General features: G+C 69.1%; 26 protein-coding genes. 22 read left to right on the top strand and 4 right to left on the bottom strand.

The window, feature by feature from the left end; genetic code table 11:
- The first annotated feature begins 2 nt into the window (after positions 1 to 2).
- Complete coding sequence (gspF, locus tag AC3IFE_RS16875; protein WP_050015775.1) at positions 3 to 1,220, top strand: type II secretion system inner membrane protein GspF; 1,218 nt, start codon at positions 3 to 5, stop codon at positions 1,218 to 1,220.
- Between the two features lie 37 nt (positions 1,221 to 1,257).
- Here the strand turns inward: gspF and AC3IFE_RS16870 are convergent, their stop codons facing one another.
- Positions 1,258 to 1,668, bottom strand: a complete 411-nt coding sequence (locus AC3IFE_RS16870) for a type II secretion system protein N (protein WP_301739576.1) — start codon at positions 1,666 to 1,668, stop codon at positions 1,258 to 1,260.
- 175 nt (positions 1,669 to 1,843) lie between these two features.
- Here AC3IFE_RS16870 and gspG point away from each other — a divergent pair, with 175 nt between their 5' ends.
- The 8 genes from gspG to AC3IFE_RS16830 are packed head-to-tail and all read left to right on the top strand — an operon-like array spanning position 1,844 to position 7,825.
- A complete protein-coding gene (gene gspG, locus AC3IFE_RS16865; protein ID WP_012492990.1) occupies positions 1,844 to 2,296 on the top strand; it encodes a type II secretion system major pseudopilin GspG in 453 nt (150 codons plus the stop codon).
- A 39-nt stretch (positions 2,297 to 2,335) separates the two neighbouring features.
- The gene (locus tag AC3IFE_RS16860) at positions 2,336 to 2,905 is read left to right on the top strand and encodes a GspH/FimT family pseudopilin (protein ID WP_489191226.1); all 570 of its coding nucleotides are present in this window, start codon (positions 2,336 to 2,338) and stop codon (positions 2,903 to 2,905) included.
- Positions 2,906 to 2,907: 2 nt separating this feature from the next.
- Positions 2,908 to 3,309: a type II secretion system minor pseudopilin GspI gene (gspI, locus tag AC3IFE_RS16855; protein ID WP_489191241.1), complete on the top strand. Its 402-nt coding sequence runs from the start codon at positions 2,908 to 2,910 to the stop codon at positions 3,307 to 3,309.
- Complete coding sequence (locus tag AC3IFE_RS16850; protein WP_489191225.1) at positions 3,287 to 3,985, top strand: PulJ/GspJ family protein; 699 nt, start codon at positions 3,287 to 3,289, stop codon at positions 3,983 to 3,985. The genes gspI and AC3IFE_RS16850 overlap by 23 nt, the downstream gene beginning before the upstream one ends.
- Before the next feature lie 2 nt (positions 3,986 to 3,987).
- A complete protein-coding gene (gene gspK, locus AC3IFE_RS16845; protein ID WP_089466439.1) occupies positions 3,988 to 5,097 on the top strand; it encodes a type II secretion system minor pseudopilin GspK in 1,110 nt (369 codons plus the stop codon).
- A gap of 26 nt (positions 5,098 to 5,123) precedes the next feature.
- Positions 5,124 to 6,497 (top strand): type II secretion system protein GspL, encoded by a 1,374-nt coding sequence (gene gspL / locus AC3IFE_RS16840; protein WP_489191224.1) that lies wholly within the window; start codon positions 5,124 to 5,126, stop codon positions 6,495 to 6,497.
- Complete coding sequence (locus tag AC3IFE_RS16835) at positions 6,494 to 7,000, top strand: type II secretion system protein M (protein ID WP_301739580.1); 507 nt, start codon at positions 6,494 to 6,496, stop codon at positions 6,998 to 7,000. Before gspL ends, AC3IFE_RS16835 begins: the two co-directional genes overlap by 4 nt.
- Before the next feature lie 36 nt (positions 7,001 to 7,036).
- Positions 7,037 to 7,825: a type II secretion system protein N gene (locus tag AC3IFE_RS16830; RefSeq protein ID WP_089466437.1), complete on the top strand. Its 789-nt coding sequence runs from the start codon at positions 7,037 to 7,039 to the stop codon at positions 7,823 to 7,825.
- A 25-nt stretch (positions 7,826 to 7,850) separates the two neighbouring features.
- On the opposite strand, the gene AC3IFE_RS16825 is transcribed toward AC3IFE_RS16830, so the two are convergent.
- Both AC3IFE_RS16825 and AC3IFE_RS16820 read right to left on the bottom strand, forming a co-directional pair.
- On the bottom strand, positions 7,851 to 9,413 hold the full coding sequence (locus AC3IFE_RS16825) for an efflux transporter outer membrane subunit (RefSeq protein ID WP_489191222.1): 1,563 nt from the start codon (positions 9,411 to 9,413) through the stop codon (positions 7,851 to 7,853).
- A 289-nt stretch (positions 9,414 to 9,702) separates the two neighbouring features.
- On the bottom strand, positions 9,703 to 9,987 hold the full coding sequence (locus tag AC3IFE_RS16820) for a multidrug ABC transporter ATPase (protein ID WP_489191221.1): 285 nt from the start codon (positions 9,985 to 9,987) through the stop codon (positions 9,703 to 9,705).
- 173 nt (positions 9,988 to 10,160) lie between these two features.
- Between AC3IFE_RS16820 and AC3IFE_RS16815 the strand changes: the two genes are divergently transcribed.
- Together AC3IFE_RS16815 and AC3IFE_RS16810 are read left to right on the top strand one after the other, a co-directional pair.
- Positions 10,161 to 10,649 carry a MarR family winged helix-turn-helix transcriptional regulator gene (locus tag AC3IFE_RS16815; protein WP_489191219.1) on the top strand — a complete coding sequence of 163 codons (489 nt, stop codon included), beginning with the start codon at positions 10,161 to 10,163 and terminating at the stop codon, positions 10,647 to 10,649.
- Positions 10,650 to 10,826: 177 nt separating this feature from the next.
- A complete protein-coding gene (locus AC3IFE_RS16810; protein ID WP_489191217.1) occupies positions 10,827 to 12,389 on the top strand; it encodes a DHA2 family efflux MFS transporter permease subunit in 1,563 nt (520 codons plus the stop codon).
- 72 nt (positions 12,390 to 12,461) lie between these two features.
- On the opposite strand, the gene AC3IFE_RS16805 is transcribed toward AC3IFE_RS16810, so the two are convergent.
- A complete protein-coding gene (locus AC3IFE_RS16805; RefSeq protein ID WP_089466281.1) occupies positions 12,462 to 13,388 on the bottom strand; it encodes a LysR family transcriptional regulator in 927 nt (308 codons plus the stop codon).
- Positions 13,389 to 13,530: 142 nt separating this feature from the next.
- Between AC3IFE_RS16805 and AC3IFE_RS16800 the strand changes: the two genes are divergently transcribed.
- From AC3IFE_RS16800 to AC3IFE_RS16750, 11 genes are all read left to right on the top strand, one after another.
- Complete coding sequence (locus AC3IFE_RS16800) at positions 13,531 to 14,004, top strand: CidA/LrgA family protein (RefSeq protein ID WP_089466280.1); 474 nt, start codon at positions 13,531 to 13,533, stop codon at positions 14,002 to 14,004.
- Positions 14,005 to 14,017: 13 nt separating this feature from the next.
- The gene (locus AC3IFE_RS16795) at positions 14,018 to 14,740 is read left to right on the top strand and encodes an LrgB family protein (protein WP_489191215.1); all 723 of its coding nucleotides are present in this window, start codon (positions 14,018 to 14,020) and stop codon (positions 14,738 to 14,740) included.
- A 263-nt stretch (positions 14,741 to 15,003) separates the two neighbouring features.
- Complete coding sequence (fliL, locus tag AC3IFE_RS16790; protein WP_089466279.1) at positions 15,004 to 15,504, top strand: flagellar basal body-associated protein FliL; 501 nt, start codon at positions 15,004 to 15,006, stop codon at positions 15,502 to 15,504.
- A 22-nt stretch (positions 15,505 to 15,526) separates the two neighbouring features.
- Complete coding sequence (gene fliM, locus AC3IFE_RS16785; protein ID WP_089466278.1) at positions 15,527 to 16,525, top strand: flagellar motor switch protein FliM; 999 nt, start codon at positions 15,527 to 15,529, stop codon at positions 16,523 to 16,525.
- The gene (gene fliN, locus AC3IFE_RS16780; RefSeq protein ID WP_489191214.1) at positions 16,518 to 17,006 is read left to right on the top strand and encodes a flagellar motor switch protein FliN; all 489 of its coding nucleotides are present in this window, start codon (positions 16,518 to 16,520) and stop codon (positions 17,004 to 17,006) included. Before fliM ends, fliN begins: the two co-directional genes overlap by 8 nt.
- Positions 17,003 to 17,578, top strand: coding sequence for a flagellar biosynthetic protein FliO (fliO, locus tag AC3IFE_RS16775; RefSeq protein WP_089466276.1), 576 nt, complete (start codon positions 17,003 to 17,005; stop codon positions 17,576 to 17,578). The genes fliN and fliO overlap by 4 nt, the downstream gene beginning before the upstream one ends.
- A gap of 36 nt (positions 17,579 to 17,614) precedes the next feature.
- Positions 17,615 to 18,376, top strand: coding sequence for a flagellar type III secretion system pore protein FliP (fliP, locus tag AC3IFE_RS16770; protein WP_489191213.1), 762 nt, complete (start codon positions 17,615 to 17,617; stop codon positions 18,374 to 18,376).
- 17 nt (positions 18,377 to 18,393) lie between these two features.
- The gene (fliQ, locus tag AC3IFE_RS16765; RefSeq protein WP_006401718.1) at positions 18,394 to 18,666 is read left to right on the top strand and encodes a flagellar biosynthesis protein FliQ; all 273 of its coding nucleotides are present in this window, start codon (positions 18,394 to 18,396) and stop codon (positions 18,664 to 18,666) included.
- Between the two features lie 28 nt (positions 18,667 to 18,694).
- The gene (fliR, locus tag AC3IFE_RS16760) at positions 18,695 to 19,477 is read left to right on the top strand and encodes a flagellar biosynthetic protein FliR (RefSeq protein WP_489191212.1); all 783 of its coding nucleotides are present in this window, start codon (positions 18,695 to 18,697) and stop codon (positions 19,475 to 19,477) included.
- Between the two features lie 352 nt (positions 19,478 to 19,829).
- Positions 19,830 to 21,848 carry a site-specific DNA-methyltransferase gene (locus AC3IFE_RS16755; protein ID WP_489191211.1) on the top strand — a complete coding sequence of 673 codons (2,019 nt, stop codon included), beginning with the start codon at positions 19,830 to 19,832 and terminating at the stop codon, positions 21,846 to 21,848.
- Positions 21,848 to 23,199, top strand: a 1,352-nt coding sequence (locus AC3IFE_RS16750; protein ID WP_489191210.1) for a DEAD/DEAH box helicase family protein, incomplete at its 3' end; no start/stop codon positions are given. The genes AC3IFE_RS16755 and AC3IFE_RS16750, both read left to right, overlap by 1 nt.

Here is a 23,199-nt window from a genome sequence, read left to right as displayed (position 1 = left end):
CGATGCCGGCATTCCGTTTCGAAGCAATCGATTCGGCGGGGCGCGCGCAGAAAGGCGTGATCGATGCCGACAGCGCGCGCGCCGCGCGCGGCCAGCTGCGCACGCAGGGGCTCACGCCGCTCGTCGTCGAGCCGGCCGCCAGCGCGACGCGCGGCGCGCGTTCGCAGCGGCTCGCGTTCGGCCGCAAGCTGTCGCAGCGCGAACAGGCGATTCTCACGCGCCAGCTCGCGAGCCTGCTGATCGCGGGGCTGCCGCTCGACGAGGCGCTCGGCGTGCTGACCGAGCAGGCCGAGCGCGACTACATCCGCGAACTGATGGCCGCGATCCGCGCGGAAGTGCTCGGCGGTCATTCGCTCGCGAATGCGCTCGGCCAGCATCCGCGCGATTTTCCGGAGATCTACCGCGCGCTCGTTGCCGCGGGCGAGCACACCGGCAAGCTCGGCATCGTGCTGTCGCGCCTGGCCGACTACATCGAACAGAGCAATGCGCTCAAGCAGAAGATCCTGCTGGCGTTCACGTATCCGGGCATCGTCACGCTGATCGCGTTCGGCATCGTCACGTTCCTGCTGAGCTACGTCGTGCCGCAGGTCGTCAACGTGTTCGCGAGCACGAAGCAGCAGCTGCCGATCCTCACGGTCGTGATGATGGCGCTGTCCGAATTCGTGCGGCACTGGTGGTGGGCGATCCTGATCGCGGTCGCGCTCGTCGTGTGGTTCGTGAAGGCGACGCTGTCGCGTGCCGGGCCGAGGCTCGCGTTCGATCGCTGGGTGCTGACCGCGCCGCTCGCGGGCAAGCTCGTGCGCGGCTACAACACGGTGCGCTTCGCGAGCACGCTCGGCATTCTCACCGCGGCCGGCGTGCCGATCCTGCGCGCGTTGCAGGCGGCCGGCGAGACACTGTCGAACCGCGCGATGCGCGCGAACATCGACGATGCGATCGTGCGCGTGCGCGAAGGCTCCGCGCTGTCGCGCGCGCTGAACAACGTGAAGACGTTTCCGCCGGTGCTCGTGCACCTGATTCGCTCGGGCGAGGCGACGGGCGACGTGACGACGATGCTGGATCGCGCGGCAGAAGGCGAAGCGCGCGAACTCGAGCGCCGCACGATGTTCCTGACGAGCCTGCTGGAGCCGCTGCTGATTCTCGCGATGGGCGGCATCGTGCTCGTGATCGTGCTGGCCGTGATGCTGCCGATCATCGAGCTGAACAACATGGTGCAGTGACGATGCGGCCCGGTTCCGACTGCCGGGCCGCTACCGTTCAGCGCATGTAGATCGCGGGGGACGGCGTGTTCGCCGGGAGCTGGATTTCGGCGCGGGCGCCGTTGCGGTCGATGATGATCGAGCGCGGGCGGACTTCGGCGAGCTTCGCGCCGGACGTGACGTCCGCGCCGAGCGACACGGCGCGCGGCGGTTCGCCGCCGACGCTGACGATCGCGGCGCCGCCGTGGTCGAGCGCGAGAATGCCGAACAGGTGGATGTCCTGCACGGGATTCTTGTCGAGCTGGCCGCCGAAGAGCGCGGCGGCGTCCTCGGTGCGGATCGGCGGCCGCGCGGCGGCGGCGGGCAGCGGCGCTTCGCGGGCCGACAGCGTGACGACCCAGTAGGTGGCCGTCGCGCACAAACCCGCGAAGAGGGCGAGGGAAAGGATCCGGATCGAGAGCGCGTTCATGCGCGCTATTGTACGGATGTATATGAAATTTGCGTTGGGTGAAAGCCCTCGGCGATGCGCGCCTTACAATGCGTGCTCCGCGCCCGCCGGTCCGGAAGGTTGCTGTCAGGCAATCGTCCGGTGCGCCGGGTGCGTCACTCAATCGACGACATTTTTTGGAAAGAGGTAGTCAGTCATGCAAACGTGGATCACTCGCCGCAACGCGGCCGTGCGTCGTCAGCGCGGTTTCACGCTGATCGAGATCATGGTGGTGGTCGCGATCCTCGGGATCCTGGCGGCGCTGATCGTGCCGAAAATCATGAGCCGCCCCGACGAGGCGCGCCGCATCGCCGCGAAGCAGGACATCGGCACGATCATGCAGGCGCTCAAGCTGTACCGCCTGGACAACGGCCGCTATCCGACCCAGGAGCAGGGCCTGAACGCGCTGATCCAGAAGCCGACCAACGATCCGATCCCGAACAACTGGAAGGACGGCGGCTATCTCGAGCGCCTGCCGAACGATCCGTGGGGCAACGGGTACAAGTACCTGAACCCGGGCGTGCACGGCGAGATCGACGTGTTCAGTTACGGCGCCGACGGCAAGGAAGGCGGCGAAAGCAACGACTCCGACATCGGCTCGTGGCAATAGGCCGGCGCTGATCGACCCGACGTTTCATTTCCGTTCTTCATGCTCGCCATTCGCACGACCTTCCGCTGCGGCCGCGATTGCCGTGTGCGTCGCGGTGCGGTGCCGTCCGTACCGGCACGTGCCGATGGCGGGTTGACGAAGCCCCGCGCGGCGCGGCGTCGCGCGCGCGGCTTCACGCTGCTCGAAATGCTGGTCGTGCTCGTGATCGCGGGGCTGCTCGTGTCGCTCGCGTCGCTGTCGCTGACGCGCAATCCGCGCACCGACCTGCGCGAGGAAGCGCAGCGCCTCGCGCTGCTGTTCGAGACGGCCGGCGACGAAGCGCAGGTGCGCGCGCGGCCGATCGCGTGGCAGCCGACCGCGCACGGTTTCCAGTTCGACGTGAGCTCGCCAGACGGCTGGCGCACGCTGCGCGACGACCTGCTGCGCCCGCGCGACTGGGACGGCGGCGTCACGGGCGCGGACATCGATTACCCGGGCTCGGACACGCGCGCGAATCGCCTCGTGTTCGGCACCGAGAGCATCGACACGCCGGTGCGCGTGACGCTGCATTCGGCCGCCGGCAGCGCGACGATCGTCGGCACCGGCAACGGCCGCTACGAGGTGCAATGACGATGCGTCGTCGCCTGCCCTTCCCCGTTTCTTCCTCCCGCGGCTTCACGATGATCGAGGTGCTGGTCGCGCTTGCGATCATCGCGGTCGCGCTCGCGGCGTCGATTCGCGCGGTCGGCACGATGGCGACCAATGCGTCCGACCTGCATCGCCGGCTGCTGGCCGGCTGGAGCGCCGACAACGCGCTCGCGCAGTTGCGGCTCACGCATGCGTGGCCGGAAGTCGGCGAACAGAGTTTCGACTGCTCGCAAGGCAACGTGCAGCTCGTCTGCACGCAGCGCGTGAGCACCACGCCGAACCCGGTGTTCCGGCGCGTGCGGGTTTCGGTGAGCATGCCCGGCCGTGCCGGCGTGCTCGCGCAGATGGTGACGGTGGTCGCGAATGAAACCAGCCGTCCGCTCTGACGCGCCGATGCGCCGCCCGTCCGCCCCCGTGGCCCGCCCCGCCCGCGGCTTCACGCTGATCGAGCTGATGATCGCGATCGCGATTCTCGCGGTGGTCGCGATCCTCGCATGGCGCGGGCTCGACCAGATCATGCGCGGTCGCGACAAGGTCGCGGCCGCGATGGAAGACGAACGCGTGTTCGCGCAGATGTTCGACCAGATGCGCATCGACGCGCGCCTCGCCGCGACCGACGACGAGGCCGGCCAGCCGGCGATCGGCGTCGCCGGCAACACGCTGCAGATCGTGCGCGAGCTCGACGTGCCGGGCGTCGCGCCGCGGCTGCAGGTGGTCCGCTACCGGATCGCCGGCGGGCGCGTCGTGCGCTATGCGTCGCCGCCGATCGACGACACGAACCGGTTGCGCACGCTGCTGAAGGACAGCAGCGTCGAAGGCTGGAGCTGGGTCGCGCTGATGGGCGGCGTCGGCGCGATCGACGCGAAGCTTTACGTGCCGCGCGTGGGCTGGACCACCAACCTGCAGACGGCCGACGAAGCGCTCGCGCAGAACAACGACGCGCTCAAGGTGCCGCAGATCGGCAATGCGCCGCCGGCGCGCGCGGTGACCGGGCTGCAGGTCAGCATCGGCGCCACGTCGCTGCGCGTGCCGGTCACGCGCATCTTCCTCGTCGGGGAATGACGATGCGTGCGCGCCCTGTCCGTCGAATGCGTGCCCGCCGCCAGCGCGGCGCCGCGATCATCACCGCGTTGCTCGTGGTCGCGCTGTCGGCGATCCTGGTCTCGGGGATGTTGTGGCGCCAGCAAGTGCAGATCCGCCGCATCGAGAACCAGCGCGTGATCGCGCAGGCGCAGTGGGTCGCGCGCGGCGCGCTCGACTGGACGCGGATGATCCTGCGCTCGGAAGGCGATACGGCGCCCGGCATCACGTATCTCGGCGGGATCTGGGGCGTGCCGATCGCGAAGACGAAGCTGTCGGATTTCCTCGGACGGATCGGCGCGCCGAACGACACCGACGCCGAAGACACCTATCTGTCCGGCTCGATCGAGGATGCGCAGGCGAAGTTCAACCTGCGCAACCTCGTGTCGTCGCCGGCGCCCGGCGTGCTGCAGCTGAACGTCACGCAGATGCAGGTGTTCCAGCGCCTGCTGACGACGCTCGGCTACGACAGCGCGTTCGCGAAGCGCATCGCGCTGCAGGTGCGCGCGGGGCTGCTGCATTCGGCCACGCGGTTCCAGATGCCGAACCTGCCCGGCGGCGGCGGGACCGCCGCGAATGCCGCGACCGCGCCGGTGACGAGCGGCGACCTGCAGGGCAGCGGCTTCACCGACGATCCGGGGATGGCCGGCGGCGACCGCGGGCCCGCGCCGCTGATGATGACGCGCGTCGACAGCCTGCTCGACGTCGACGGCGTGACGCCCGAGATGGTCGCGCGGCTGCGCCCGTTCGTCACCGTGCTGCCGACCACGACGCCGGTGAACATGAACACCGCGCCGGCCGAAGTGATCGCCGCGCTGATACCGGGAATGAGCGTGTCGTCCGCGCAGGCGCTCGTGGCGCGCCGCGAGACGGTGTTTTTCCGCAACGTCGGCGACGTGCAGCTCGCGCTGCGCGGCGCCGGCGCGCCGCCGAACGTGACGATCGACTCGAGCCTCGTCGACGTCAATTCGAGCTATTTCATCGTGCACGGCCGGATCCAGCACGAACGCGCGGAGGTCGATCGCACCTCGCTCGTGTATCGTGATCCGACCACGCACTCGACACGGGTCGTGCGCATCCGCGACCAGCTATAACGACGCCAATCGGGAGAGGAGCTCTTGTGAGCACGTTGATTGTTTCTTTGCCGCCGCGCGAGCCTGCCGTGCCGTTGCAGGAATGGCAGTGGCCCGAGCTGCCGTTCGCGCTCGTCGACAAGGCCGGCCAGGTGCAGCGCGCGGGCCGCGCCGCGCTCGCGCTGCTGCCGCGCGCGAACGCCACGGTGCTGATCGTCGCCGCGCGCGACGTGCTGCTGCTGGCCGCGACCGTGCCGCCGCTGAAGGGGCCGAAGCTGCGCCAGGCGCTGCCCAACATCGTCGAGGATCAGCTGATCCAGGATCCGCTCGGCTGCCACATCGCGCTCGATCCGGCCCCGCTGCCCGACGGGCGCCGCGTGCTGGCCGTCGTCGATCGCGCGTGGTTTCGCGCGATCTGCGACGCGTTCACCGCGGCCGGCCATCGGCACCTGAGCGCGGTGCCCGCGACCCGCTGCCTGCCGGCGCCGCGTGGATCGGCCGAGGCCGCATCGGCCGCGCTGGCCGACGGCGAGCCCGCCGCCGCGCTCGTCGCGGATGCGATCGAGCCGCCTGCCCGCCCGGCGACGGTCGCCGCGGTGCTTGGGCTCGCTACGGCGATCGAGCCGGTGCTCGTCGAAGCCGGCGCGCTGCCGGCCGCGGCCGCGGCCGGGGCGCCGCGCCTCGAGCTGGCGGTCGCGCGCGGCGCGCTCGGCGAAGGTTTCGCGGCGCCCGCGTCGCGCGCGGCCGGCACGCTGGCCGCGCTCGCGGGCGGCGGCGACGTCGAACTGTACGAGCTCGGCGAACCGGGCGCGGAGCCGCGGCTCGCGTCGGTCGGCCGCACCGACGGCCCGCTGCTGCCGGGCGCCGCGCCGCTGTCGTTCGACACGTTCGCGCGCCGGGCGCTCGCCGAGAAATTCGATCTGTGCCAGTTCGAGTTCGAATCGCAGCCGTGGCGCTTCGACCGCGCGACGGTGAAGCGCCTGCGCGTGCCGATCGCGCTGGCCGCGGCGACGCTCGGCGTCGCGGTGATCGGGATGAACCTGCACTGGTGGAAGCTGTCGCGCGAGCGCGATGCGCTGTCCGCGCAGATCACCGAGACGCTGCTGTCTGCCTTCCCGAAGACGACCACCGTGCTCGACCCGCCCGCGCAGATGCAGCGTCAGCTCGACCAGCTTCGGCTGGCTGCCGGCGAGCTGTCGCCCAACGATTTCCTCGCGCTGTCGAGCGGCTTGTCGCGCTCGATGGGCGCGCTGCCGCTGAACGGCATCGCGTCGCTCGACTATCACGACCGGCGGCTCGACGTCGGCTTCAAGCCGGAGGTCAAGGTCGATCCCGATTTCACGCAGCGCCTCGCGCGTAACGGACTGTCCGGCGAAGTCGACAGCAACACGGGCAAATGGACGATCCGGAGCCGCTCATGAAAACCGAACAACTGAACCAGACGCTGGCCCAGTTCTGGGGCGAGCGCTCGCCGCGCGAGAAGACACTGCTCGGCTGGGGCGGCGCCGTGCTGGCGGTCGCGATCGCGTATTCGGTGCTGTGGTCGCCCGCGCAGGAGGGCCGTGCGCGGATCCAGCGCGCGTTGCCGACGATGCGTCACGAGCTCGCGCAGATGACCGCGCAGGCGAACGAGGCGAAATCGCTGACGGCCGCCGCTCAGGGCGTCGCGCCGACCGGTCTCGCGCTGAAGGATGCGCTGAGCGCGTCGCTGTCCGATCACGGGTTGCAGGGCGCGCAGGTGCAGATCGTCGGCAACGGCGTGCAGATCCAGATGAAGAACGTGTCGTTCCCGGCATGGACCCAGTGGCTCGACGATGCGCGCCGGCAGTTCAAGGTGCAGGTCGGCGAAGCCCACGCGACGGCGCTGAAGGAAGACGGCCAGGTGGACCTGACGGCCGTGATGCAACCTTCCGTCCAGAAATAGATGACGGCAGTGGATGACGCAAACGAAGGCCGGCCGATGCGGCCGTGGGTGAGACGGCTCGTCGCCGTGTTGCCGTGGGCGCTGGCGGGCGGTGTGGCGACGGCGGTGACGCTCGTCGCGCTCGCGCCGGCCGCGTGGATCGCGCCGCAGTTCGCCCGGGCGACCGGCGGCCATGTGAATCTGGTCGATCCGGACGGGTCGCTGTGGCACGGCTCCGGCACGCTGATGCTCGCGCCGGGCGCCGACCAGAGCGCGGCGACGCTGCTGCCGGGACGGGTCGAATGGACCACGCGCTTCTGGCCGCTGCTGACCGGGCGCGTGCAGATGCGCATGCGGCAGACCGAAGCGATGCCCGATGCGGTCACGCTCGATGCGACGTGGCGCGGCGCGGTGCTGTCGGCGGGCACGATGGCCGTGCCTGCGTCGCTGCTCACGGGGCTCGGCACGCCGTTCAACACGCTCGACCTGCAGGGCGACGTGCGGCTCGGCTGGACCGACTGGCGGCTGATCGGCAACAACGCGTTCGGCCAGTTGACGGTGACGATCGATTCGATGAGTTCGCGCGTGTCGCGCGTGAAGCCGCTCGGTTCGTACCGCGCGGTATTGCAGGCGAAGGGCGCGGGCGCCGATCTCGACCTGTCGACGACGCAGGGGCCGCTGTTCCTCGACGGGCACGGCAGCTTCGGCCCCGGCCAGGGATCGTTCCGCGGGACCGCGCATGCGGCGCCTGAGCAGCAGGCGAACCTCGCGGGGCTGCTGAACCTGCTCGGTCACCCGATCGGCAACAACCAGGTTTCGCTGATCTTCGGCGACGCGCAGCGCTGAGTGCGCGCGTCGCCCGCCTCCCTTCCTACTTCTGCGCGAGCGGCGCGGCCGACGGTGCGGTGGCCGCGGCCGCACCGGACGCCGGCAAAGGCGCCGGCGCCGCCATGTCGCCGTTCTCGCGCGCCATCTCCGACACGTCCCAGCCGCCGCCGAGCGCCTTCACGAGCCCGACCGACGACACCATCCGCTGCCCGGCGATCGTCGCGAGCTTCTGCTGCGCGGTGAACGCGGTGGTTTGCGCGGTCAGCACGTTCAGGTACGCGACCGTGCCGGCCTTGTACTGGTTCGTGACGATCGCGAGCGCGTGTTCGGCGCTGTCGACGGCCTGCCGCTGCACGTCGATTTCCTGCGCGAGGATGCGCTGCGACGCGAGGTTGTCCTCGACGTCCTGGAACGCGGTGAGCACCGCGAGGCGATAGGCGGCGACGTCCTGGTCGTAGGTCGCGCGCGCGGCGTCGGTCTGCGCGGCGCGCAGCCCCGCGTCGAACAGCGTGGCCGCGAGTTGCGGGCCGACAGTCCAGAAGCGTGCCGGCAGCGTGAACAACTGCGACCACACCGAGCTCTGGAAGCCGCCGCTGGCCGACAGCGTCAGCGTGGGGAAGAACGCGGCGATCGCGACGCCGATCTGCTCGTTCGCGGCCGCCGCGCGGCGCTCGGCCGCCGCGACGTCGGGCCGGCGCTCGAGGATCGCGGACGGCACGTCGACCGGCGTGATCGGCGGCTCGGCCGCGAGCGGGTTCGGCGGCAGCGAGAAGGTCGACGCGGGCTCGCCGATCAGCGTCGCGATCGCATGCTCGTACTGCGCGCGGGCGACGCCGTTGTCGATCTGCGCGGCCTGCGCGCTCTGCAGCTGCGTCTGCGCCTGGATCACGTCCGCGCGGGCCGCGACGCCCTGCGCATACTGGTTCTGCGTGAGCTTCAGCGACTGTTCGTACGACTTCACGGTGTCGTCGAGCAGCTTCTGCAGCGCATCGGACGTGCGCAGCTGGAAATAGGTCTGCGCGAGCAGCGCCTGCTGCGACAGCCGCGCGTTCGCGAGATCGGCCGCGGCCGCCGCTTCGCCGGCGCGCTGCGCACTGACGGTGCGGCTCACCTTGCCCCACAGGTCGGGTTCCCAGCTGGCGTCGAGGCCGACGCTGTAGCTGTTGTTGATCGACCCGGTCGACCCGCTGCCGAAATTCGACGACGCGCCCGACGACAGCGACGTGCGCGGCGACCGCGCGCGCGAGCCCGATGCGGTCAGCCCGACGGTCGGGAAATACACGGCGCGCGCCTCGGTGACGAGCGCGCGCGCCTGCCGGTAGGCGGCCGCCGATTGCGCGATGGTCTGGTTCGATGCGTTGAGCTTGCCGATCAGCGTATCGAGCTGCGGATCGTTGTAGACCGTCCACCACGCGCCGCGGTCGGCGCGATCGGCGGGCTGCGCGACTTTCCAGCCGGCAGGCGCTTCCTTGAAGGCGGCGGGGATCGACGTGTCGGGCCGGTGGTAGTCGGGCCCGACGGCGCAGCCGGCGAGCAGCACGGCCGTCGCAAGGGCGACGGCGGCGCTCAGCGGGCGAACGGCGCGCGGGAGGGGGGCGTACGGCATGGTGGTTTTCCTGTCTGGGCGTGACGGCCGGCGAGCGGCGCCGCGCGATGCGGTCGTCATGCCGCTGGCGGACAAATGGTAACTGACGGCGGGAAAGCTGCGCAGCCCTAAGGGTACGGTGCGCGGCGGCCCGAATGTGTTACCGGCGCGGCCGGCCGGTTTACCGGCCATTACGGCTGGCTTGCGGGAAAACGGGCGTGCGAACGGGCGACGACACCGGCCGCGTGTGGCGCGGCCGACGATCGGGCGGGACAGGCGGGACGTTCGGAAAGCGGAAGCGGTGCCGGCATCAATGGCAGCGCGCGGGCAGCGGGGCGGGCTCGGCGGCGGCCCGCCATGTCGACGGCTCGGTTGCGGCCGGCTGGCTCGTGCGGCGGGCGCCGCCCTTCGCGTTGCGCTGCCGGCGATGATCGAACCATGCGAACCCGAGCGCCACGAGCGAGCCGCCAGGCACGACCAGCATCGTCACGTACAGCGCGATCTTCCAGCCGCGGTGCGGCCCGGAGAACACATGATGAGCGGTATCGGTCAGGTTGCGGCGCAGCGCGCCGGCGGCATTTTTCAGGAACAGCATCGCGAACATCCTCGGTGCCCGGCAGTGCGGGCCAATCGGTCAGAACATAGTCTCCGGCAGTGCAACATGCACGTCGTAACTGGTTGACTCAAATAATATTGACTAAGCAATCATTTTTCAAGATACTGGGCGCGTTCAAACCCGAAACGCACTATTGCTGCGCGCGCAATCGTATGACCAGCGGCCTCTACGATCCCCAGAACATCGCGCTGGAAACGAGCCTCGGCTATTACCTGTCGAAGGCGAAGCAGGCGCTCGTCGAGCGGATGGATCGCGCGCTCGAGCCGCTCGACCTCACCGCGCAGCAGATCGGCGTGATCCTGCTGCTGTCGCGCGGCTACGCGCGCACGCCGTTCGAACTGTCGCGCAAGATGTCGTACGACAGCGGCTCGATGACGCGCATGCTCGACCGCCTCGAACGCAAGGGGTTGATCGCGCGCGCGCGCAGCGAGCAGGACCGCCGAATGATCGAGCTGTCGCTGACCGAGCGCGGCATCGAAGCCGCCCGCGCACTGCCGTCGCTGGTCGCGACCGTGCTGAACGCGCAGCTCGAAGGCTTTTCGGCCGACGAACTGGCGACGCTCATCGCCCTGCTGCAGCGCTTCATCGCCAACGGGCCCGCTTCGACCGGCTGCCCGAAGCCCGACGAACCCGACTGCTGATGTGCGCGGAGCCTTCATGTCTAGGTTAAGCATTCGCTTATTTCTCTGTCTGGGCAGAAGATGACGCGGCACGCGCTCCGCTTTTCCCCTTTTTCATTCCACCCGGCCGGGCCGCGCTGCGTCGCGCGCCCGTGCGTTGTGCCGGCGCGCCCCGCGCGCCGCATCTAGGAGATTCCGATGTCCGCCACTACGGCATCCGCCCCCTCCCCCGCCGCCGAACCGGCGCCGCTGACCGGCGGCGCGCTCGCGCTGCTGACCGTCGGGCTCGCGCTCGGCACCTTCATGGAAGTGCTCGACACGTCGATCGCGAACGTCGCGGTGCCGACCATCTCGGGCAGCCTCGGCGTCGCGACGAGCGAGGGCACGTGGGTGATTTCGTCGTACTCGGTCGCGTCCGCGATCGCGGTGCCGCTCACCGGCTGGCTTGCGCGCCGGGTCGGCGAGGTGCGGCTGTTTACGCTGTCGGTGCTCGCGTTCACGATCGCGTCGGCGCTGTGCGGCCTGGCGACCAACTTCGAGACGCTGATCGCATTCCGGCTGCTGCAGGGCCTCGTGTCGGGGCCGATGGTGCCGCTGTCGCAGACGATCCTGATGCGCAGCTACCCGCCCGCGAAACGCGGGCTCGCGCTCGGCCTATGGGCGATGACGGTGATCGTCGCGCCGATCTTCGGGCCGTTGCTGGGCGGGTGGATCAGCGACAACTACACGTGGCCGTGGATTTTCTACATCAATTTGCCGATCGGCGTGTTCTCGGCGACCTGCGCGTATTTCCTGCTGCGCGGCCGCGAGACGAAGACGTCGAAGCAGCGGATCGACGCGATCGGCCTCGCGCTGCTCGTGATCGGCGTGTCGTGCCTGCAGATGATGCTCGACCTCGGCAAGGACCGCGACTGGTTCAACTCGTCGTTCATCGTCGCGCTCGCGCTGATCGCGGTCGTGTCGATCGCGTTCATGCTCGTGTGGGAGGCGACCGAGAAGGAGCCGGTGGTCGACCTCACGCTCTTCAAGGACCGCAACTTCGCGCTCGGCGCGCTGATCATCTCGTTCGGCTTCATGGCGTTCTTCGGCTCGGTCGTGATCTTCCCGCTGTGGCTGCAGACGGTGATGGGCTACACGGCCGGCAAGGCCGGCCTCGCGACCGCGCCGGTCGGGCTGCTCGCGCTCGTGCTGTCGCCGCTGATCGGGCGCAACATGCCCCGGCTCGACCTGCGGATGGTCGCGAGCTTCGCGTTCATCGTGTTCGCGGGCGTGTCGCTGTGGAACGCGACGTTCACGCTCGACGTGCCGTTCAACCACGTGATCCTGCCGCGGCTCGTGCAGGGCATCGGCGTCGCGTGCTTCTTCGTGCCGATGACGACGATCACGCTGTCGAGCATTTCCGACGAGCGGCTCGCGAGCGCGTCGGGGCTGTCGAACTTCCTGCGCACGCTGTCCGGCGCGATCGGCACCGCGGCCAGCTCGACGTTCTGGGAGAACGACGCGATCTACCATCATGCGCGGCTGTCGGAATCGGTGAGCGTCTACGCGCAGAACACGACCGACTATCAGGGCGCGCTCGCGCAGCTCGGCATCGTCGGGCAGACGGCCAATGCGCAGCTCAACCAGCTCGTCACGCAGCAAGGCTTCATGATGGCGACCAACGACTTCTTCCACCTGTCGGCGGTGATGTTCATCGCGCTCGCGGCGCTCGTGTGGATCACGAAGCCGAAGCAGGGCGCGGGGCCGGCGATGGGGCATTGACGATCCGGCGGGTGGCCATGACGGCCGCCCTTTTCGTTTCGCCGTTCGCTTCGTCGCCCGGCGGCCCCGCCCTCACTCCCTCGCCCGCAATCCCCCGAACGCCAGATCGTCGCTCGGCGCGAGCGGCAGCGTCGCCCGCGCGACGTCGAGCCACGCGCGCGCCGCGTGCGACAGGTAGCCCTTCTTCAGCCAGCCGAGCGCGATCGCCCACGTGATTTCCGGCTCGACGATCGGCCGGCACGTGAACTGGCCCGCATCGAGCCGCCGGCAATACGGCTCCGGCAGCAGCGCGATGCCGACGCCCGCATGCACGAGCGCCGCCATGAAATCCCAGTGGCCGCTGCGGCTCACGATCGACGGCGTGAAGCCGGCCTGCCGGCACGCATCGAGCACCGCGTCGTGCAGCGCGAGGCTTTCCGCATAGAACACGAACGATTCGCGCGCGAGATCCGCGAGCGGCACGGCCGCGTGATCCTCCCAGCGCGACTCGCGCGGCGCGACGAGCCACAGCGGCGCGCGCACCATCGGCAGCCGCTCGAACGTGCCGGGATCGACCGGCTCCAGCAGCCCGCCGAGCTCCAGCTCGCCCGACGTCAGCGCGGCCTCGATCATCCGCGCGCCCTGCTCGAACAGCTTCAGCTCGATGTTCGGGTAGCGCTGCTTGTACGCGGCGATGATCGGCGTGAACAGCGAACCGCCGAGCGGCGGGATGCCGATCGTCAGCTCGCCGCGCCCGAGCGTGCCGAGATCGTTCAGCTCCGACTGCAGCTGCGCCTGCGCGGCGAGCACGTCCTGGCCGCGCTGGAACACGATCCGCCCGGCGTCGGTGAGCACCATCTGCCGGCCGTCGCGCAGCAGCAGCGGCGACCCGATCTCGTCTTCCAGCGCCTTCACCATCTTGCTGATGGTCGGCTGCGTGACGAACAGCTTGTCGGCCGCCGCCGTGAAGCTCTGCTGACGAACCACCTCGACGAAGTACCGCAGCGCGCGCAATTCCATCGATCACTCCCCAGATTGGTGCAGCTGAATGCAAGCGAATTCCGAATTGGAATGACAAGGATAGAGACAAGTCATTTTATTTATGGTTAGGGGAAACCCTATACTTGCTCCATTGACAGAAACATCCGTAGGGAGCCCCGCCATGAACAAGCCGACCGCCACTGCCGCCGCCCGCCCTGCCGCTTCGGGCAGCCTCGCGCACACGGGCCGGATCGTGCTGCAGGCCGCCGCACTCGGCGTGCTGTGGATGGCGGTGGATTGGGCCGTGCGCAAGGTCGGGCTGCCGATTCCGTCGGGCGTGATCGGCCTTGCCGTGCTGCTCGTGCTGCTGTTTTCGGGCCGCGTCGCGCCGGCATGGGTGAAGGACGGCGCGAACTGGCTGCTGTCCGACATGCTGCTGTTCTTCGTGCCAGCCGCCGTCGCGGCCGTGCAGTACGGCGGGCTGTTCCGCGAGGACGGCTGGCGCATCGCGCTGGTGATGCTCGCCGGCACCGCGTTCGTGATGGTCGCGGTGGCCGTCGCGGTCGATCTCGCCGCGAAGCTCGAACGCCGGCTCGCCGTGCAGCGCGTGTTCGCCGAACGCCGCCGCGCGCGCCTGAGCGCCGTCGCGCACTGAGCCGGAGCCGCCCATGCTCGCCGCGCTAGCGAACCTGCCCGCCGACCGCGTGAATACCGCGATCTCCGTCGGCTGCTTCGTGCTGACGATCGTGCTGTATTTCGCGTCGAAGCGGCTCTATGCGTACAAGAAGACGCTGCTGTTCTCGCCGCTCGTGTTCGTGCCCGGCGTGCTGGTGCTGCTCGTGCTGCTGACCGGCATCCCGTATTCGGTCTATTTCCGCGACACGCGCTGGCTGATGTGGCTGCTCGGCCCGGCGACGATCGCGTTCGCGGTGCCGATCTACGACTATCGCGAGCTGATCCGCCGCCACTGGCTGTCGCTGTCGGTCGGCGTCGCGGTCGGGATCGGCGCGGGCGTGTGCGGATCGCTGCTGCTCGCGAAGCTGCTGCACCTGTCGCCCGAGCTGCAGCGCTCGCTGATGACGCGCTCGGTGTCGACGCCGTTCGCGCTCGCCGTATCCGACAAGATCCACGCGCCGAAGGATCTCACGGCGCTCTTCGTGATCGCGACCGGCATCTGCGGGATGCTGCTCGGCGAACTGGTGCTCGCGCTCGTGCCGATGCGCACGCGGCTCGCGCGCGGCGCGCTGTTCGGCGCGGCCGCCCACGGCGTGGGCACCGCGAAGGCGCGCGAGATCGGCAGCGAGGAAGGCGTCGTGTCGAGCCTGACGATGATGATCGCGGGCGTCGCGATGGTGCTGATCGCGCCGCTGCTGTCGCTGCTGCCGATCTGACGAGGGATGCGCGGGCGGGCGCCGCTGGCCGCCCCGTCGCGCCGCTCGCCTGACGGCCCCCGGCTTCGGTCCCGCCGGCCGCATTCCGCCGCGCCCCCGCCCGATCGTTTCCCCGCCGTTCCTGCCCCGCATCGCGCCGACATCTGGCCGACACCCGGCCGACAATCGGCTGAGATAGCCGCAATTCCCCCCTCTTTTCCGCCCATCGGCCTCGGCCCGGATGCCGAACAATGCATGCTACGAGACATCACGCACGCATTCACATGGCCACGACTGCAACCCCGACCGCCGACAAGCCGGCTTCCTCCGGCAAGTTCAAGCGCATCGCGCTCATCGCCGTCATCGCGGTGGGCGCGGCTGCCGCCGCCGCCGGCGGCATGTACGTGTTCCTGAGCAAGGCAGGCGTCGGCCACGCGAGCGCGCCCGCCGAGCCGGCGCCGCTTGCCGCGCCGGTGTTCTTCCCGCTCGACCCGCTGACCGTGAACCTGCAGTCCGACGACGGCGTGCAGCACTACCTGCGCGTCGGCCTGTCGCTGAAGCTCACCGACCCGAAAGCGCAGGAGCAACTGACCGCGCGGATGCCGGAAATCCGCAGCCGGATCCTGCTCGCGCTGTCGAACAAGCATCCCGAGGACCTCGCGACGCCGGACGGCAAACGGTCGCTCGCGACGGAGCTGCGGGAGCTGATCGAGCAGCCGACCCAGCCGGGCAACCAGCGCGCGAAGGTCGACGAAGTGCTGTTCACCGAGTTCGTCGTCCAGTAACGCGGCCGCAAAAGGAGCGCGTATGGGTCACCAGGAGTTCATGTCCCAGGAGGAGGTCGATGCCCTCCTCAAGGGCGTCACGGGCGAAACCGATTCGGTCGACGAGCAGCGCGACACATCGGGCGTCCGCCCCTACAACATCGCGACGCAGGAGCGGATCGTCCGCGGCCGGATGCCCGGCCTCGAGATCATCAACGATCGCTTCGCGCGCCTGCTGCGGATCGGCATCTTCAACTTCATGCGGCGCACGGCGGAAATCTCCGTCAGCCAGGTGAAGGTGCAGAAGTACAGCGAGTTCACCCGCAACCTGCCGATCCCGACGAACCTGAACCTGGTGCACGTGAAGCCGCTGCGCGGCACGTCGCTGTTCGTGTTCGACCCGAACCTCGTGTTCTTCGTCGTCGACAACCTGTTCGGCGGCGACGGGCGCTTCCACACGCGCGTCGAGGGCCGCGATTTCACGGCCACCGAGCAGCGGATCATCGGCAAGCTGCTGAACCTCGTGTTCGAGCACTACACGGTCGCGTGGAAGAGCGTGCGGCCGCTGCAGTTCGAATTCGTGCGCTCGGAGATGCACACGCAGTTCGCGAACGTCGCGACGCCGAACGAGATCGTGATCGTCACGCAGTTCTCGATCGAGTTCGGGCCGACGGGCGGCACGCTGCACATCTGCATGCCGTACTCGATGGTCGAGCCGATCCGCGACGTGCTCAGCTCGCCGATCCAGGGCGAGGCGCTCGAAGTCGACCGCCGCTGGGTGCGCGTGCTGTCGCAGCAGGTGCAGGCCGCCGAGGTCGAGCTGACCGCGAATCTCGCCGAGATCTCGTCGACGTTCGAGAAAATCCTGAACCTGCGCGCGGGCGACGTGCTGCCGCTGGAGATCGAGGACACGATCACCGCGAAGGTCGACGGCGTGCCGGTGATGGAATGCGGCTACGGAATTTTCAATGGTCAATATGCGTTGCGCGTGCAGAAGATGATCAGCGCGAGCGATTCGATGAAGGAAGGTGGATATGAGTGAGCTGAACCAGACGCCCGACGACGACATGCAGGCGATGGCCGATGCGGCCGTCGCGGCGTCGGCCGCCGACGCGAAGGCGCCGGCCGCGGCCGACGAAGAGCAGGGCCTCGACGACTGGGCGGCCGCGCTCGCCGAGCAGAACGAGCAGCCGGTGCAGGCGGGTGCGACGGGCGCCGGCGTGTTCCAGCCGCTGTCGAAGGCCGCGGCGAGCTCGACGCACAACGACATCGAGATGATCCTCGACATCCCGGTCAAGATGACCGTGGAACTCGGCCGCACGAAGATCGCGATCCGCAACCTGCTGCAGCTCGCGCAAGGGTCGGTCGTCGAGCTCGACGGCATGGCCGGCGAGCCGATGGACGTGCTCGTGAACGGCTGCCTGATCGCACAGGGCGAAGTCGTGGTCGTCAACGACAAGTTCGGTATTCGCCTGACCGACATCATCACGCCCGCCGAACGCATCCGGAAGCTGAATCGATGAATGTCGTGAAGTCCGGCCGGCGCGTGTGCAACGCGATTGCAGCGGCGGCATTCGCCACTGCCGCGTCGCTCGCGTGCACGCCGGCCGGCGCCGCCGACATGAACGCGGTGAACCACGCCGGTTCGATCGCGTCGAGCGTGACGGTCGGCTCGGCCGTGCCGTCGCTCGGCATCGGCGCGGTGCTGCAGACGCTCGTCGGGCTCGCGGTCGTGATCGGCCTCGTATTCGCGTGCGCATGGCTCGCGCGCCGCTTCGGCTTCCAGCCCGCGCGACGCGGCGGCCCGCTGAAGGTCGTGTCGAGCGTCGGGCTCGGCGCGAAGGAAAGCGCGACGATCGTCGAGATCGGCGACACCTGGCTCGTGCTCGGCGTCGCGCCGGGCAACGTACGCCTGCTGCATACGCTGCCGGCCGGTTCGGTGGCGGCTACCGCGACCGCGGGTTCGACCTCGGCCGACGCGCCCGCCGGCGGCCATCCGTCCGACGGCGCCCTGCCCGGCACGTTCGGCGCGCGGTTTCGCGACGCGCTCGCGGGCGAAGCCGCGAAACGCCTCGGTCGCGGCAAGGACCGCTGACATGGCGCCGCGCCCTCTTTTCGTCCCCGCATTCCGATGAAACACGCATTCCTGCGTCACGCGTCGCGCGTCGCGCCCGTGCTGATCCTCTGTCTCGCCCCCGCGCTCGCCTGCGCGCAGGCGAACGGCCTGCCCGCGTTCAACGCGAGCCCGGGCCCGCACGGCGGCACCACCTATTCGCTGAGCGTGCAGACGATGCTGCTGCTCACGATGCTGTCGTTCCTGCCGGCGATGCTGCTGATGATGACGAGCTTCACGCGCATCATTATCGTGCTGTCGCTGCTGCGCCAGGCGCTCGGCACCGCGACGACGCCGCCGAACCAGGTGCTCGTCGGCCTCGCGATGTTCCTCACCTTCTTCGTGATGTCGCCGGTGCTCGACCGGGCGTACAACGACGGCTACAAGCCGTTCTCCGACGGCTCGATGCCGATGGAGCAGGCCGTGCAGCGCGGCGTCGCGCCGTTCAAGACCTTCATGCTGAAGCAGACCCGCGAGACCGATCTCGCGCTGTTCGCGAAGATCTCGAAGGCCGCGCCGATGCAGGGCCCCGAGGACGTGCCGCTGTCGCTGCTGGTGCCCGCGTTCGTCACGAGCGAGCTGAAGACCGGCTTCCAGATCGGCTTCACGGTATTCATCCCGTTCCTGATCATCGACATGGTCGTCGCGAGCGTGCTGATGTCGATGGGGATGATGATGGTGTCGCCGTCCACCGTGTCGCTGCCGTTCAAGCTGATGCTGTTCGTGCTGGTCGACGGCTGGCAACTGCTGATCGGCTCGCTCGCGCAGAGCTTCAGTTAAGCGGAGGAACACGCGCGATGACGCCCGAACAAGTGATGACGCTGGCGCACCAGGCGATGATGGTCGGCCTGCTGCTCGCGGCCCCGCTGCTGCTGGTCGCGCTCGCGGTCGGCCTCGTCGTGAGCCTGTTCCAGGCCGCGACGCAGATCAACGAAGCGACGCTGTCGTTCATCCCGAAGCTGCTCGCGGTGGCCGCGACGCTCGTGATCGCCGGCCCGTGGATGCTGACGACGATGCTCGACTACCTGCGGCAGACGCTGCTGCACGTCGCGACGCTCGGCGCCGGCTGAGTCGCGCGTCCGGCTCTCCTTTCCCGCGATGTTCTCGGTTACCTACGCGCAGCTCAACGGCTGGCTGACCGCTTTCCTGTGGCCGTTCGTGCGGATGCTCGCGCTCGTCGCGACGGCGCCCATGGTCGGTCACGCGGCCGTGCCGGTGCGCGTGAAGATCGGCGTGGCCGCGTTCATGGCGCTGGTCGTCGCGCCGACGCTCGGCGCGATGCCGGACGTCACCGTGTTCTCCGCGCCGGGCATCTGGATCCTCGTCACGCAGTTCCTGATCGGCGTCGCGATGGGTTTCACGATGCAGCTCGTGTTCGCGGCCGTCGAGGCGGCCGGCGACTTCATCGGGCTGTCGATGGGGCTCGGTTTCGCGACCTTCTTCGATCCGCATTCGAAGGGCGCGACGCCCGCGATGGGCCGGTTCCTGAACGCGGTCGCGATGCTCGCGTTCCTCGCGGTGGACGGCCACCTGCAAGTGTTCGCGGCGCTCGCCGCGTCGTTCCAGTCGCTGCCGGTATCGGGCGACCTGCTGCACGCGCCGGGCTGGCGCACGCTCGCCGCGTTCGGCGCGACCGTGTTCGAGATGGGGCTCCTGCTGTCGCTGCCGGTGGTCGTGGCGCTCTTGATCGCGAACCTCGCGCTGGGCATCCTGAACCGCGCGGCGCCGCAGATCGGCATGTACCAGATCGGCTTTCCCGTCACGCTGATCGTCGGGCTGTTGCTCGTGCAGCTGATGATTCCGAACCTGGTGCCGTTCGTGTCGCACCTGTTCGACATGGGGGTCGATGCGATGGGGCGGGTGCTGATCGGGTGGCGGTAGGCGCGCTGCCGACGCACATAGACCTCTTCCGCCTCATGCGGGCCGCACTCGTCGTGCCCGTGCCGCACTTTCCTTCCGCGATTCTCCCTGCTGGCATCCCGGCATTCGATTCCGACCGTGCCCCTTTTTCGTCCTTTCCGCAGCCGCGACGCGCCCGCCCCGTGCGACAACCGGCCGGCCCCCCGCTCCCGCCCCGTCCGGCGGTCGATCGCGGCCGATACCAGCACGTTCGGCTCACATCGGTGCTTGACCTGCGCCGACCGACTCGCTAGCGTTTCGGGTTTGCCCGGGCGGCCATTGCCGCCGGTGCCGTGAGCGCGCCCGACGTCCTGGCGCGCGCGGCCGGGCTCCGATGGAAAAGACGATGCAGAAACTCGATGCGGCCAGCCCGCAGGCGATGTCGACGGATTTCACCGCCGACAACGTCGCGCGCCTGAAGGCGCTGTTCCCCGAACTCGTGACCGAAGGCCCGGACGGCGCGTCGGTCGACGTCGACGTGCTGAAGGCGCTGGTCGGCGACCGCACGGTCGGCGATGCCGACGAGCGCTACGGCTTTCACTGGCACGGCAAGCGCGCCGCGCGCCAGGCCGCGCTCACGCCGTCGACGGGCACGCTGCGGCCCTGCCCCGAAGACAGCGTCGCATGGGACGACACGCGCCATCTGCTGATCGAGGGCGACAACCTCGACGTGATGAAGCTGCTGCACAAGAGCTACGCGGGCAAGGTGAAGCTCGTCTACATCGACCCGCCGTACAACACCGGCAGCGATTTCGTCTATCCGGACGACTTCAGCGACAGCATCCGCCACTACCTGGCGATGACGGGCCAGACCGACGCCGGCGTGAAGCGCAGCACCAACACCGAGGCGAACGGCCGGTTCCACACCGACTGGCTGAACATGATGTATCCGCGCCTGAAGCTCGCGCACGCGCTGCTGTCCGACGAAGGGCTGATCGCGGTGCACATCGACGAGCACGAAGTGCATGCGCTCGTGCTGATGCTGCGAGAGATCTTCGGCGAGGAAAACGAGCTCGGCGTGGCCGTGTGGGACAAGCGCAATCCGAAGGGCGATGCGCGCGGCATCGCGTATCAGCACGAATCGCTGGTGCTGTTCGCGCGCAACGCCGAGACGCTGCTCGAGCAGGCGCCGCTCAAGCGCCCGAAGCGCAACGCGCAGCGCATGCTCGACGCCGCGCACGACGCGGTGTACCGCAGCGGCAACCCGAAGGACGCGCAGAAGGCGTACCGCGCGTGGATGAAGGCGCAGACCAACCTGTCCGGCGGCGAGGTGATGTACGACCGGCTGTCGCCGGAAGGCCGCGTGTACCGCCTCGTGTCGATGGCGTGGCCGAACAAGAAGAAAGCGCCGGACGAATATTTCACGCCGCTGATCCATCCGGTCACCGGCAAGCCGTGCGCGATGCCGGCGCGCGGCTGGCGCAACCCGCCCGCGACGATGCAGGCGCTGCTCGAGCGCGGCCAGATCGAATTCGGCCCGGATGAAACCACGCAGCCGCAGCGGATCTACTACCTCGACGAGAACATGTACGAGAACGTGCCGTCGGTGCTGCCGTTCGCGGGCTCCGACGACGCGCTGCTGAAGGCGCTCGGCATCCCGTTCGACCTGCCGAAGCCCGTCGACTTCGCGGCGGCCGTGATCGGCTGGTGCACGCGCGGCGACGACATCGTGCTCGACTGCTTCGCCGGCTCCGGTTCGACCGGCCACGCGGTGATGCAGGTGAACGCGACCGACGGCGGCGCGCGCCGCGCCATCCTCGTGCAGCTGCCCGAGGCGCTCGACCGCCGCGACAAGACGCAAGCCGCGGCCGCCGATTTCTGCGCGAAGCTGAAAAAGCCGCTGACGCTCGCCGAAATCACGAAGGAACGCCTGCGCCGCGCCGCGCAGCAGGTCGCGCGCGACTATCCGGAAAGCTATGGCGACCTCGGCTTTCGCGTGTACCGGCTCGACACGACCAACGTGATCGAGTGGGACCCGCGCCGCGACGACTTCGACCATGCCCTCTTCGCGTCCGTCGAGCACGTGAAGACCGGCCGCACCGAGGACGACCTGCTCGCCGAGCTGACGCTCAAGCTCGGCCTCGACCTGTGCACGCCGGTCGAGCATCACCAGGTGGCCGGCAAGACGGTGCACCTGATCGGCCGCGCGATCGTCGCGTGCTTCGACGCGCGCATCTCGCGCGACGACGCGGGCCCGCTCGCCGACGGCATCGTCGACCTGCTGGATGCGACCGGCGCGTCGCACGACGTCACGTGCCTGTTCCGCGACAGCGGCTTCGTCGACGACGTCGCGAAGCTCAATCTCGCCGCGCTGCTCGAACAGCACGGCGTGAAGCGCGTGCGGAGCCTGTGATGCGGCTGCATTTCGAAGCGGATCTCGACTACCAGCGCGAGGCGATCGACGCCGTCTGCGACCTGTTTCGCGGCCAGGAATCGTATCGCGGCGACTTCAGCGTGCTCGCGAACGCCGCGCCCGGCACGACGGCCGCCGCGCAAGGCTCGCTCGGCTTCGCGGTATCGGAGCAAGGCGTCGGCAACCGGCTGTCGCTGACCGACGACGCGCTCGCGCGCAATCTCGCCGACGTGCAGCTGCGCGGCGGCCTGCCGCCGTCCGGCCTGCCCGGCTCGCGCGACTTCACCGTCGAGATGGAGACCGGCACCGGCAAGACCTACGTGTACCTGCGCACGATCTTCGAGTTGAACCGCCGCTACGGCTTCACGAAATTCGTGATCGTCGTGCCGTCGATCGCGATCAAGGAAGGCGTGCACAAGACGCTCGCGATCACCGAGGATCACTTCCGCGCGCTGTACGCGGGCGTGCCGTACGACTACTTCCTGTACGACTCCGCGAAGCTCGGCCAGGTGCGCCATTTCGCGGCGAGCGCGGCGATCCAGATCATGGTGATGACGGTCGCCGCGATCAACAAGAAAGAGATCAACAACCTCTACAAGGACAGCGAGAAGACCGGCGGCGAGAAGCCGATCGACCTGATCCGCGCGACGCGGCCGATCGTGATCGTCGACGAGCCGCAAAGCGTCGACGGCGGCCTCGAAGGGCGCGGGCGCGAAGCGCTCGGCGCGATGGCGCCGCTCTGCACGCTGCGCTATTCGGCCACGCACGTCGACCGGCACCACATGGTGTACCGGCTCGATGCGGTGGACGCGTACGAGCGCAAGCTCGTCAAGCAGATCGAGATCGCGTCGGCGATCGTCGAGGATGCGCACAACAAGCCGTACGTGCGGCTCATCGGCGTGTCGAACCGGCGCGGCGCGATCAGCGCGCGCGTCGAGCTCGACGTCGCGACCGCGGCCGGCGTGAAGCGCCAGATCGTGTCGACCACCGACGGCGACGATCTGGAGCGCCTGACCAAGCGCGCGCTGTATGCGGGGCTGCGGATCGGCGAGGTGCATGCGGTGAAGGGCGCCGAATACGTCGAGCTGCGTCACCCGGAAGGCGAGGCGTTCCTGTCGCTCGGCGAGGCGTTCGGCGACATCGACACGCTAGCCGTGCAGCGCGAGATGATCCGCCGCACGATCCGCGAGCATCTCGACAAGGAATTGCGCCTCGCCGAGCGCGGCGTGAAGGTGCTGTCGCTGTTCTTCGTCGATTCGGTCGAACGCTATCGCCGCTACGACGAGAACGGCGTGCCCGTGAAGGGCGACTACGCGCTGATCTTCGAAGAGGAATATGCGCGCGCGGCGCG

The sequence above is a fragment of the Burkholderia sp. APQ4-4ca genome, from assembly GCF_057837105.1.
Note: the sequence above shows the minus strand (reverse complement) of the source record. Positions and strands in the feature narration are given on the sequence as shown.